A 12,760-nucleotide genomic window follows, 5' to 3' on the forward strand; every position below is an offset into this window, starting at 1 on the left:
TGTTAAAATTTAATGCGATTCAGGTTAACCAGAGATATCAGCAAGCACGTCTAATAAAACCAGCTGATTAAAGCCAATACTCTACACGGGCTCGCCAACACGATTGATGACTTTTAATAAATGTTCCTGCGCGATATGCGGCAATTCGCCTGCGGCAGGTTCAGTCTGCTGCCAAACGCCATTGCCGTCAAGCGTCCACGCTTGCACATTGTCTTTGAGATAATTCAATAAACCATCTTCATAAATCTGTTTAAACAGCTTTTTGTCTTCAATGGGGAACGCCACCTCAACGCGATGGAATAAATTGCGATCCATCCAGTCGGCACTACCGCAATATAAGCGCTCGTCCCCATCGTTATGGAAATAATAAATACGCGTATGCTCCAAAAATCGACCTATAACAGAACGCACGGTAATGTTTTCAGACAATCCTTTTACTTGTGGACGCAGGCAACACATTGAGCGCAAAATTAGCTCAATCTTAACTCCTGCTTGCGACGCATCATACAATTTATCAATCAGACGGCGCTCGGTCAGCGCATTAACCTTAACCACGATATGAGCGCGCTTGCCTGCTTTTGCATGGGCAATTTCATCATCGATAAAGCTCATCAGTCTCTCATGCAAAGTAAACGGTGCATGCAGGAGCTTTTTCAAATTGGCAGGTTTGCCCATTCCCGTCAGCTCTTGAAATATCTTGTGTACGTCTTCTGAGATATCGGGGTCAGCACTGAATAAGCCATAATCGGTATAAACTTTGGCATTGGCAGCGTGATAATTCCCTGTCCCTAGATGCACATAACGGCGTATTTTATCGTCTTCGCGGCGCACGATGAGCATCAGCTTGGCATGGGTTTTATAGCCAACAATTCCGTAAACCACGACTGCGCCCGCTTCTTGTAGATAGTTGGCAACCGCGATATTAGAAGCTTCATCAAAACGCGCACGTAATTCAATAACCGCCGTCACCTCTTTACCATGACGCGCTGCTGCTGCTAGCGCTTTGACAATCTCTGAATTGGTACCTGAACGATATAGAGTTTGTTTAATGGCCAATACTTTTGGGTCGCTTGCTGCCTGCCAAAGCAAATTGATAATCGGTGAAAACGCATGGAACGGATGATGAACCAAGACATCACCTTTACGCATTGCTGCAAACATGCTGGTCGCTTTATCGAGCTTATCGACTTCACGGCGAAAAGGCTTGGGTACGACATGGGTAAACGGCTGATAACGCAGCGCTGGAATATTAAAGTCAAACAGCAAGCGCGTTAAGTTCACCGGTCCATTGACGCGGTATAATTGATTGTCATGCAGCTCAAACTCATTAAGCAAATAATCACTAATGGGCGTAGGACAGTCAGTGGTGACCTCTAAACGTACCTTGTCGCCAAAGCGGCGGTTTTCAAGCTCGCCTTCTAAGGCCTTGGCAATATCATCGACATCGTCTGCCAAGTCCAAATCTGCATTGCGCGTCAATCTAAACTGATGACAGCCGGTGACATTCATCCCAGGGAAGAGCTCGCCAATATGCTCATGAATCACGGCTGACAGCATCACATGGTGCTCTTTACCACCCGTCAGCTCATCAGGCAGACGAATCACGCGCGGCAAGCTGCGCGGTGCTGGCACAATCGCCAGATTGATATCGCGACCAAAGGCATCTTTGCCTTCTAAGGTGGCAATAAAGTTTAAGCTCTTATTCACCAAGCGTGGAAATGGATGCGCAGGGTCAATGCTGATAGGGGTTAAAACCGGAGATACTTGCTCAGTAAAATAGCGTTTCATCCATGCCGATTGCTCGCTATTTAGCTCATCACGTTTTAAGTAGCGAATATCTTCTTTGGCAAGTGCTGGCAGGATATCTTCGTTAAGAATGCGGTATTGCTCATCGATGGCATCATGGGTTATTGCTGATATTTCATTAAGAATCTCACTGGGGCGCATACCATGGACACTGGTCGATACATCACCCAGATTGAGTTTTTGCATGATACCGGCAACGCGAATCTCAAAGAACTCATCGATGTTGGAGGAAAAAATAATTAAGAAAAACAACCGCTCTAATAAAGGATGGCGCGGACTGGCCGCCTGCGCTAAAACCCGCAAATGAAACTGTAGTAAAGAGAAATCGCGATTGATATAACTGCTCGGCGAATAGCTACCGTCTTCTGAACGTTGCCACTCAATCTCAGTTAGGTTCTCAGTTAAACCCTCAGTTAAACTATTAGCCGCACTATCAGTTGAATTATCGCTCACTTCAATAAAGTTTGGGCTTGTTTCATTGTCAGATTTTATACTCATATCAATACTGTCATTAACTTCATGCTTATTGTCCATCTCTGCCATTTTCCCACTCCTTTAGCGTTATCGATACGCCATCATCTTTTATTTTTATACTCAAACCCGCTTAAGAAATTTTTATACTAATTTTTTTAAAGAGGCTAATTCTATATCCTATAACATAGCACAATTAGGCTTACTGCTATTTAAAATCACTAACAGTTTAAGCGAGCAATTTAAGCCGATTGCGGCAAGACGGCATTCTTCATTCGTTTTTTAATGATACGTTGCTTATTACGCAAGCGTTTGTCGCTTTGATGACTTTCATAGTATTTTGGATTGGTCAGCATAGCGATAAGTAAAGCAGATTCGTCACGGTTTAGATTGGCAGCTGATTTATCAAAATAATGCTGGGCTGCAGCATCGATACCGTAAATGCCATTGCCAAACTCAGCGACATTTAGATAAGCGGTCAAAATACGCTGTTTATCCCAAAAGGTTTCTATCATTATAGTGAGAATAGCTTCTTCGGCTTTACGGGTATAAGAGCGATGCGAGGTGAGAAATAGGTTTTTGGCCAATTGCTGCGTTATCGTTGAGCCGCCCGCTGACATTTTCCCAGTCTCTTCGTTCTTTTTCTGCGCCGCCTTAATGCCCTTCATATCAAAGCCATTATGTTGGCTAAACGTCGAATCTTCACTGACAATCGCCGCTTGTTTGGCAGATTTGGCAATGGCGTCATATTCAGCCCATGTCTGCGTGACCGTGCCGCCCGTTAAACGATGGGTCAGCATAAACATACTATTATTAATCGGCTGAGTCTTCCAGATTAACAGTAACCCTGCGACCAACACATGGAATGCCACCACCAGCACTATAAATGCCAATAATAAGCGTTTGATAAATTTGCCAAAACTTGTCATGCGTGCGATATCCGAGTGGTTAAAAAATAGTCATATAAAAAGCGGCTGTCTATAAATGACTCACTATAAACGGCAAGCTATCAATAAGACGCTAATAATGCGCAATGATAAATAGCAGGTCATCTTACCTAATCTCACAATCGCTGTCATTATTTACCCCATTTCTTTATCATGTAAATACTGCCAAGTGATATGAATACTTTTCCTTAAAAGACTTAAGATAAGCACTTGGCGACAAATGCGATAAACAGACATAAGAATAAGAGCGTGAATATGGATAATGATACTACGATAGCAATGCTACGGGCACGTATAAGTGCCGCCAATCCCAATCTTGGTACGGCTAAAAATCAGGATAAATGGTGGCTACTCGGGACGACTGGCTGCCATCTTTGTGACATCGCTGAGCAGTTGCTCACCCAATTTCAAGCGGTGCAGCCGATAAGCTATCAGCATGTTGATATTGCTGATTTTGATGAGGCACTTATGATGGAGTTTGCCACCACGATTCCTGTGATATTAACGCCATCAAAACGTTTAGATTATCCGTTTTCAGTGCTGGATTTGCAGCAGTTATTAATAGCGTCATAAAACGAATTTTATAAAGTATTCTTCATAAAACAGCCAGCATAAAACAATCATAATAATGAGAAACCTATGAAAGATTTAAAGAAAATAACGGAAATTGAGGATTTGCGCCGTGTTGCCGAGCGTAAAGTACCACGGATGTTTTATGATTATGTCGATTCAGGCTCATGGACTGAGACCACTTATCGCAATAATGAAACCGACTTTGACCGTATTAAATTGCGCCAGCGGGTATTGGTCAATATGGAAGGGCGCTCGCTTGCCACTGACATGCTGGGCTCAAAAGCCAAAATGCCAGTCGCTATCGCGCCAACTGGCTTTACCGGTATGATGTGGGCAGATGGCGAGATTCACGCCGCACGGGCAGCGGAGAAATTTGGCGTGCCTTTCTCGCTTTCGACCATGAGTATCTGCTCTATCGAAGATGTGGCGGAAAATACCAGTGCGCCGTTTTGGTTTCAGCTGTATGTGATGCGTGACCAAGAATTTATGGCAAACCTGATTCGCCGTGCTAAGGCTGCCAATTGTTCAGCGCTTATCTTAACCGCGGATTTACAAGTGCTCGGACAACGCCATAAAGACATTAAAAACGGTCTATCTGCGCCGCCAAAGCCCACCCTTGCCAATATATTAAACCTTATGACCAAGCCACAATGGTGCATGAATATGCTCGGCACTAAACGGCATAGTTTTGGCAATATCGTCGGCCATGCCAAAAACGTCGAAGATATCTCATCGCTATCAGCATGGACGGCTGAACAGTTTGACCCTGCGCTGAGTTGGGATGATGTCGCGCGTATTAAAGATATGTGGGGCGGCAAGCTGATTATCAAAGGTATTATGGAACCTGAAGACGCTATCTTGGCTGCTCGTAGCGGTGCCGATGCGTTGGTCGTCTCAAACCATGGCGGGCGTCAGCTCGATGGGGCACTATCTTCCATTGCGGCGCTTGCTGATATCGTGCAAGCGGTACGAGCGGAAAACAGCAATATCGAGATTTGGCTCGATAGTGGTATTCGCTCCGGTCAAGATGTGCTCAAAGCACTCGCTGTAGGCGCTACTGGTACGATGATTGGTCGTGCGTTTTTATATGGACTTGGTGCTTACGGTGAAGATGGCGTGCGCCGTGCGCTAGAGCTTATTTATAACGAATGCGATATCAGTATGGCGTTTTGTGGTCATACCGATATCAATCAAGTGACCGATGATATTTTGGTTAAAGGCACTTATGAGAATCTTAAAACTAATTCTTATTAAACTGGTTCTTATTAAAAAGGTAGCCTTTATTAAATATTCATAACCAGCTTATGGGTGACACGCCCTAACCCTAGCCTTTATACTGTATTGATAATTTTTTACTGATAATTAGATTTTATGACCATTCAACAATTATTAAAAACCGCACCCGTCACCACTTTGCTGTTAGTCAGCTTTATCGGGCTATTTATAATACAGGTGCTGACTGGCGTCGATGCCAATAACCCATCGACTGCAGAATTGCTGAAATGGGGTGCCAATGCATTGCCTTATACTATGGACAGTGAACCATGGCGCTTGGCAAGTAGCGCATTTTTGCATATCGGTCTCATGCATTTATTGTTTAATGGTTTTGCCATGTATTTTTTTGGGCAAATCGCCGAGCCGATGTTTGGCTCAGCGAAGTTTTTGGCACTATTTTTACTAGCGGCAATCGGTGGCAACCTACTTAACAACCATATTACGTGGCAAGGTATCTTAGATGGCACTGGACAACCCGGACTATCGGCGGGCGCGTCTGGCGGTATCATGGGTATCGGTGCCGCGCTATTGGTAGCCGCACTGTTTAAAATATCAGTAAATGGCATGGTGCTGAATCTTAAAAGCCTAATCATTATTATGGGCATAAACTTGGTATATGGCTTTGCTGTACCGGGTATTGATAATGCCGGTCATATTGGCGGCGCGGTAACGGGCTTAGTGATTGCATTGGCGTTCGCAATTGCTTACCGTCAGCGGTTGGCTGCTACGCTACAGAATGTGCCGATCCGAGTTGGAGATATTTATCAAACGACGTATATCAACTCTCCAGTAAACAGCGACACGGACTTTTCTACCGACACTTCTCGCTTCGATAATGACACTCCTCGCTTTGACAATGATGGTAATTTTGATAATAACAGCAGTTTTAATCATGACTCTGCTGTAAACTTGCCTATAAATGTGAATGCTAATCACAGCAAATTTAACGAACAGAAAACAGCGACCAAATCCATCTTTATATGGCAATTGCTACCGTGGCTGGTCATGCTGCTCATTAGTATTGGCTTTATATGGTGGTGGCAAGATATTCATCAGCAAATACTACAAGTGCTAGCAGCCATTGAGTAAAGTGCCAGACTTATTTATCATTCTATTTACCGACTCTGTTTTAACCATTTATCCCACCCACTTATGAGAGCAAACCATGTTTAAATCATCAGCACTATCGCAATCGTTAACGCGTACTGTCCTTAGCGCATTGACCGCCACTGCCCTAATTAGTGTCGCTAGCTTCTCTAATGCTGCACTTTTTAAGAACAACTTACCGACTGACCGAGATGCCGAACTCAGCGTCGGTGTCAACGTGATGGCAGTCAAGTCAGCCTATGATTTGGAAGATAGCACTGAGATAAAAGTATTGCCGGGTGTGTTTTATGATAACAACAGAATCTACGCGCGCGGTGCGCAGGCTGGTGCTTATATCATCAACGATGGCACCAATCAGCTAGCGGCTTACGCGCAGCTTGATGGCAATGAGTTCGACCCTGATGATGCCACTGGCGCGCTGCAAGGTCTGGATAAACGCAAGGCATCAGCCGCTGCCGGTCTATCGTATCTACGTCGTACGCCTGTTGGCGGTTTCCGTCTGCAAGTCGCGACTGACGTTTTAGATAATAGTGGTGGTAATACAGCGCGCTTGACCTACCTTGCCAAAATCACTAAAGATAAGCTGACAGTCTATCCAAGCATTGGCTTTGAATATCATGACGCTGACTATAACAACTATTATTATGGCGTCAGTGCTGAGGAATCAGCTAAGACAGGCGTTGCGGCTTATACCTCTAACTCAAGCTTGAATCCGTATATCAATATCAGTGCCAACTATGATTTCAATGAGCGCTTTGCAGGCTTTGCCAATCAAAGCTTAAGCTATCTAGCAAATGAGCAATATGATAGTCCAATGGTCGACTCGCGTACGGATGCAACGACGACGCTAGGTTTACTTTATAAGTTTTAATTGAGCTTAGATTTAGATAAAAAAAGACCTTATCGCGTTATGTGATAAGGTCTTTTTTTATTTATGTACAACAATGAAGAATATTTATTTCTTTAAACCTACGCTACTCTTTAAAGTTTTATTAAGTACGATTAGCTTTAGCTCTAGCATCTTTAGCCTCTGCATCTTTTCTTGGACCTTCTGGAGTGAGCTCATATAATTCGTCAAGTTCTCTAGGTTCTGAAATACCTTTTTTGACTATGAAATTAAGAAGTTCAAACATTTTAGATGCTACGTAGTCAAAGTCCTCATCTCTCATTGTTCCTGGATGGACAGCATTATTGCCAGTTATGCGAACGGTATCGGCGACCTGAACAACCTTGGGAGGCAGGATATTTTTAGAAGCAAGACTACGAATGTCAGTATTAATATTATTTCCATCTTCACCTAGATGCTTACATAGTTTCTGTAATCCTAATCTAAGTAAAGCTGCTGCCCCACGAGGAGATTTCGAGAATATTCTTGCAGCCTCAACGTAATCAGTTTTTACATCTTGAGGCATATCATCTTCAGGTAAGGCTGCCACACCGTTATCTGGAAATAAAAGTTCGGCATTTTTAGCTATTCTTTCATACGAACCTTCATTATATTCAGTTACCCTCCACAAGCTGTCTTTGCCACAGCATGAGCAAAGTGACTCATAATATTTTGTATATGAATTAGCATTTTTTAATTGATTCCAAGTCATATGTGAATAAGTGCTACATAAAGGACAATGGAAGCTACTTTTTCTAAATTCTGGTAAAGTAAAATTCATTCTTATTACTTACTCCAATATATGTAAATATCAAATAATCTATTATCCCGCAATATTAGCACTTATAATATAATTTAGAATAATAGACATAGCATTAGCATATAAAAAAGACCTTGCCACATTTCATGACAAGGTCTTTTAAAATTCTCTACATCTATCAGCTTGTTAAAAACTAGCCTTTAAGCTTTTTGGTAGAAGCAACATTACAACCTTTATAGAGAATTTCACTCTTAGCGTTTTGGATATTAGCCGATGATTTATGATAATTATTTAAACGCAGTGCACCAGTCATAATACTAAAGTTTTCTTCATCACCAAACACGGTATCAACATCGTCAGAGCGACCTAAGTTAATCGGTAAAAATCTTTTTTTACCATTTAGATTGGCTTCTGCAAACGTAGGTAGATTTTGCTTATTAAAGCCATAAGTCACGCTGACTTTCTTGTTGCTTTGGCAAGTGTAGTTGACTTGTCTAATTTTAACAGCAGTATCATAACTCTCGCTAGCTTCCATTACTTGGTCCGAGTAAGCCATGGCTGAACCAGAACCCAACATTGCCATCAAAATACCAGCTGATGATAGAGCGGCCGTTAACTTTTTCATAAATTACCTCAATGATATAATTAGAATGGTCATAGACAAGAGAATACAAATATGGACGTTAGCGGCGAACTATTTTTAGTTAGTCTCATCGTTCGCTCTTATTGTCTTTGTCGTGATTTATAACTGTTATTCACGAACTCTTACCTATGCGCTCATTATAATCAAAATTTTTGTTGGCGCTGTTATAAGTATTGGTTTGCTTGTTGTGTGAGCGTAAGACATTGTTTCTCTCGATGTATGTGCTTCAATTGATAGATAAAAAAAAGACCTTGCCACATCCGCTTATAAAGGATGGCAAGGTCTTTTTACTATTCTAAGAAAGTATTAAATAGCTTACTTAGGGTTTACCATATCAGCAGGAATAACCCACTCATCAAACTGAGCTTCAGTTAACAGCTCTAACTCAACCGCAACTTGCTTCAAGGTTTTGTTTTCTTTATAAGCCGTCTTAGCGATTTTTGCTGCGTTTTCATAACCAACATGACGGTTCAATGCCGTTACTAGCATTAATGAGTTATGCAAAAAGTCATCGATTTTGTCTTTTACTGGCTCAATACCAACGGCACAGTTTTCGTTAAAGCTATTACACGCATCGCCAAGCAGTTTAATAGATTGCAACAAGTTAAACGCGATAACTGGCTTATAAACGTTTAGCTCAAAGTTACCTGACGCGCCTGCCATGCTGATAGTGACATCGTTACCCATCACTTGCGCCACAACCATCGTCATCGCTTCTGACTGAGTTGGGTTCACTTTACCCGGCATGATAGATGAGCCTGGCTCATTTTCAGGAATCGTCAACTCGCCTAGACCACAACGAGGACCTGATGCCAACCAACGTACGTCGTTAGCGATTTTGTTTAAGCTGCCCGCTAGGGTTTTGAGTGCGCCAGAAGCAAAGACTTCGGCATCACGAGCCGCTAGTGCTTCAAATTTATTTGGTGAGGTGACAAATGGTAGACCCGTCAATGTTGATAATTGCTCAGCTGATTTTACCGCATAATCAGGATGGGCGTTTAGACCCGTACCGACTGCAGTACCGCCTAATGGCAATTCATATAGACCTTGTAAAGCGTTGCCGATACGAGTTAATGAATGATCAAGTTGGCTCACATAACCGCTAAACTCTTGACCTAAGGTCAAAGGCGTGGCGTCTTGCAAATGCGTACGACCGATTTTGACAATGCTATCAAATTCTTTAGCTTTAGTAGCCAAGGTATCACGTAGTGCTTTTACCGCTGGAATCAATAAACCATTGATTTCGCGAGCAGCAGCCACACGAATCGCAGTTGGGAAGCTATCGTTGGTAGATTGAGCATGATTGACATGGTCATTTGGGTGAATCGGCGTGTAGCTACCGCGTGCATTACCAGCAATCTCATTAGCACGATTGGCCAATACTTCGTTCATGTTCATGTTTGACTGCGTACCAGAACCAGTCTGCCATACAACCAATGGAAACTGATCCGTTAGACCACCGTTGATAACTTCATCAGCAGCTTGGACAATAAGGTCACGCTTATCGCCTTCGATACGCTCAAGGCTAGCATTGGTAATCGCAGCGGCTTTTTTAACCAAAGCCATTGCTTCAATCATTGGACGTGGCAACGTCTCACCACCAATTTTAAAGTTCTCACGGCTACGCTGGGTTTGCGCACCCCAATAAGCGTCAGCTGGGACTTCCACATTGCCCATGGTATCTTTTTCGGTACGAGTTGCCTGATTCTGTGTCGACATAACTACCCTCTTTGATGGTTGGTTTTATAGCTGCTTCGAAAAAAATGCAACACACGCTGCACATAAAGGAAAATACGATGTAAAGTGGCGTTATGATAGCATGACTTATCACAAATTTCTCCAAGTCCGTGAGGCTAACTGATGTCTAAAAACACCAGCCAACAACAATCTGCTACTTCGCTATCAAGGCTATGTGAGCTGTCCAATGAGGTCGACCCTTCTAAAAAAGAGGGCAAAATCTCTGATACTTTAATCAATCCGCCAAGACGCCAGTTTACCAGCCAACGTCGTAAGCTTACAGATGGCGAGCGTAGGCAATATGCTCGTATGGCAAGCTTGCACTTAATTAAGTTGCAACAGCGCTTAGCACCGCATGCGCGTATCGGCTTATATTATGATGGCTTTGGCGAGCTGCCCACTCAGCCACTGCTCGATTGGTGTGGTCGCTTAGGCTATTTTCCTTACTTGCCAATGGTTGGCTCGCTCGGTCGCGATAATAAAGGTAATATGGATAAACGGCTGCGCTTTGTCCCTATTTATCATGCAAAGTTATTAAACATACCGACGCGTATTCATAGTCTGGGTATGAAACAAAACCATCATCGCCGATTATTGTGGGCAGCTGAATTAGATGTCGTTATCTGCCCATTAACAGCAGTTGATAAAAACGGCAATCGTATGGGTATGGGTGGTGGTTTTTATGATACAACGCTTGGTAAAAGCCATCAGGTAGGGGTTAGAAAGCCATTAAAAATTGGCTGGTGCTATGACTTTCAAGTGGTCGAACAACTAGAGCGTCATCCATGGGATGTGCCGTTAGATGGTTTAATTACGCCAAGTGGCTTGAGGTGGTTTTAATGAGTAATAATAAGATGCCACTGGAAACTAACTCTAGCGCAGAGCATGTCGAGAAACATTTGCAAGAGTTAGAAAAAGCGGATTATGAGCTGCTATATTATAGTCAAGAGCAGTCTTTTAGCGCTGATGAGCTGGCACGGCTTATTAATGAAGAACGCTTAAACGAATTACTGGCGCAGAGTGATGAGTTTTTAACAAGCTTGGGTAGTGAGCTTAAAGATTTTGATGAGTAGTATTGAGAGAGGCGTAAATCACATCATGATAATAGCCATGAAAAAGGCGAATGATCATAAAGTCACTTGCCTTTTTCGTGTCTATTATCAAAATATGGATTATGAATTAAAGTACCATCGCCGCTATCCAACCAAACACCAATAACGGAATATTGTAATGAATAAAGGTTGGGACCACGCTGTCTTTAATATGGTCATGCTGCCCATCAACGTTTAGACCAGAGGTTGGTCCAAGGGTGGAGTCTGACGCTGGAGAACCCGCATCGCCAAGCGCGCCTGCCGTTCCAATAATCGCCACCGTCGCGAGTGGTGAAAACCCTAAAGAGATACAGAGCGGCACATAAATCGCCGCCAAAATTGGAATGGTGGAGAATGAAGAGCCAATGCCCATCGTCACAATCAAACCTATTAACAACATGATGAATGCTGCCATTGCTTTGTTACCCGCAAACAATGACGCCGCGCCATCAACCAATGGCTGAATTTGTTCGGTCGCTTTCATGACTTCGGCAAAGCCCTGTGCGGTAATCATAATAAAGCCAATCATTGCCATCAGCTTGATACCATCATTAAAGACCGTATCGGCATCACGCCATTTGACCACGCCTGTTGCCATAAAGACACCAAAGCCAAACATCGAGCCTAACAATAACGAATCAGTATAAAGCTGTACCACAAAAGCGGTGACAATGGCGACCAGCGCGACGATAGTCTTAAGCTTGCTTTGCGTTTGTGCATCCGCTGCTGTTTTGCTTAAAGAATCATTTTCTACCACGGCATCATGTGCTTGTTTATCGATTGCTAGCTGCTGATATTGGCGCGGCTTACGATAGCTGATAAATACCGCCACTAGCAAACCAACGAGCATGCCAAGTGCCGGAATCGCCATAGCTTTGGTGACCGAAATATTCGATACATCAATACCGGCCTCACCGACGTTTTTAAGCATGATTTGATTGAGATAAATATCGCCAAAGCCATAAGGGATAAACATATAAGTGGTCACAAGACCAAAAGTAATCAGACAGGCAATCAGGCGTCTATCAATTTGCATGCGATTAAAGGCGAGCAATAAAGGCGGCACGAGCAATGGAATAAAGGCAATATGAATGGGAATTAAGTTTTGGCTAAAGCAGCTCATGGTGACCAGACCGGCAAACAGCATGTATTTAATCATGCCACTGGTGCCACCGGCATCAATGCGCTTAATGACTGCTCCTGCCAAAGATTGCGGCAAGCCCGAATGTGCAATCGCTACTGCAAAAGCACCCAACAAGGCATAAGACAACGCGATTTGCGCGCCATTACGGATCCCTTCTTGAAAGGCATTTAAGGTATCGGTCATGCCAAGACCCGCAATCAGCCCACCTGCCAGCGCCCCGATTAATAAACTGAGTACCACGTGTACCCGCGCTAAAGACAGCCCTAGCATGATGACTACCGCTAGTAGCACCGCATTGATGGTCATATTCTCGCCCCTTA

The 12,760-nt window shown here is 43.3% G+C and carries 12 protein-coding genes; 6 read left to right on the forward strand and 6 right to left on the reverse strand.

Features of this window, described 5'->3' with window-relative positions; genetic code table 11:
• Positions 1-81: 81 nt before the first annotated feature.
• Both ppk1 and mtgA read right to left on the reverse strand, forming a co-directional pair.
• A complete protein-coding gene (gene ppk1, locus AC2FA3_RS00395; RefSeq protein ID WP_490507806.1) occupies positions 82-2,349 on the reverse strand; it encodes a polyphosphate kinase 1 in 2,268 nt (755 codons plus the stop codon).
• Positions 2,350-2,519: 170 nt separating this feature from the next.
• A complete protein-coding gene (gene mtgA / locus AC2FA3_RS00400; RefSeq protein WP_201544861.1) occupies positions 2,520-3,206 on the reverse strand; it encodes a monofunctional biosynthetic peptidoglycan transglycosylase in 687 nt (228 codons plus the stop codon).
• A 273-nt stretch (positions 3,207-3,479) separates the two neighbouring features.
• Here mtgA and AC2FA3_RS00405 point away from each other — a divergent pair, with 273 nt between their 5' ends.
• The 4 genes from AC2FA3_RS00405 (at position 3,480) to AC2FA3_RS00420 (ending at position 7,050) form a co-directional block, all read left to right on the forward strand.
• Positions 3,480-3,797, forward strand: coding sequence for a glutaredoxin family protein (locus AC2FA3_RS00405; protein WP_490507807.1), 318 nt, complete (start codon positions 3,480-3,482; stop codon positions 3,795-3,797).
• A gap of 66 nt (positions 3,798-3,863) precedes the next feature.
• Complete coding sequence (locus AC2FA3_RS00410; protein ID WP_490507808.1) at positions 3,864-5,051, forward strand: alpha-hydroxy acid oxidase; 1,188 nt, start codon at positions 3,864-3,866, stop codon at positions 5,049-5,051.
• A gap of 117 nt (positions 5,052-5,168) precedes the next feature.
• Positions 5,169-6,161 carry a rhomboid family intramembrane serine protease gene (locus AC2FA3_RS00415; RefSeq protein ID WP_490507809.1) on the forward strand — a complete coding sequence of 331 codons (993 nt, stop codon included), beginning with the start codon at positions 5,169-5,171 and terminating at the stop codon, positions 6,159-6,161.
• A gap of 76 nt (positions 6,162-6,237) precedes the next feature.
• Positions 6,238-7,050 carry a MipA/OmpV family protein gene (locus AC2FA3_RS00420; RefSeq protein WP_490507810.1) on the forward strand — a complete coding sequence of 271 codons (813 nt, stop codon included), beginning with the start codon at positions 6,238-6,240 and terminating at the stop codon, positions 7,048-7,050.
• Between the two features lie 121 nt (positions 7,051-7,171).
• Here the strand turns inward: AC2FA3_RS00420 and AC2FA3_RS00425 are convergent, their stop codons facing one another.
• The 3 genes from AC2FA3_RS00425 to fumC all read right to left on the reverse strand — a co-directional run bounded on the left by AC2FA3_RS00425 (position 7,172) and on the right by fumC (position 10,187).
• Positions 7,172-7,846 (reverse strand): DUF4145 domain-containing protein, encoded by a 675-nt coding sequence (locus AC2FA3_RS00425; protein WP_490507811.1) that lies wholly within the window; start codon positions 7,844-7,846, stop codon positions 7,172-7,174.
• A gap of 172 nt (positions 7,847-8,018) precedes the next feature.
• Entirely contained in the window at positions 8,019-8,450 is a 432-nt protein-coding gene (locus AC2FA3_RS00430) for an ACP-like domain-containing protein (RefSeq protein ID WP_201544851.1), read from the reverse strand.
• 333 nt (positions 8,451-8,783) lie between these two features.
• Entirely contained in the window at positions 8,784-10,187 is a 1,404-nt protein-coding gene (gene fumC / locus AC2FA3_RS00435) for a class II fumarate hydratase (protein ID WP_490507812.1), read from the reverse strand.
• Positions 10,188-10,328: 141 nt separating this feature from the next.
• Here fumC and AC2FA3_RS00440 point away from each other — a divergent pair, with 141 nt between their 5' ends.
• Positions 10,329-11,045 carry a 5-formyltetrahydrofolate cyclo-ligase gene (locus AC2FA3_RS00440; protein WP_490507813.1) on the forward strand — a complete coding sequence of 239 codons (717 nt, stop codon included), beginning with the start codon at positions 10,329-10,331 and terminating at the stop codon, positions 11,043-11,045.
• Positions 11,045-11,278 (forward strand): hypothetical protein, encoded by a 234-nt coding sequence (locus AC2FA3_RS00445; protein ID WP_490507814.1) that lies wholly within the window; start codon positions 11,045-11,047, stop codon positions 11,276-11,278. The genes AC2FA3_RS00440 and AC2FA3_RS00445 overlap by 1 nt, the downstream gene beginning before the upstream one ends.
• Positions 11,279-11,384: 106 nt before the next feature.
• On the opposite strand, the gene AC2FA3_RS00450 is transcribed toward AC2FA3_RS00445, so the two are convergent.
• Positions 11,385-12,746, reverse strand: coding sequence for a Na+/H+ antiporter family protein (locus AC2FA3_RS00450; protein WP_490507815.1), 1,362 nt, complete (start codon positions 12,744-12,746; stop codon positions 11,385-11,387).
• Positions 12,747-12,760: the final 14 nt, after the last annotated feature.

Source organism: Janibacter sp. CoH_79_TC_3 (assembly GCF_058197955.1).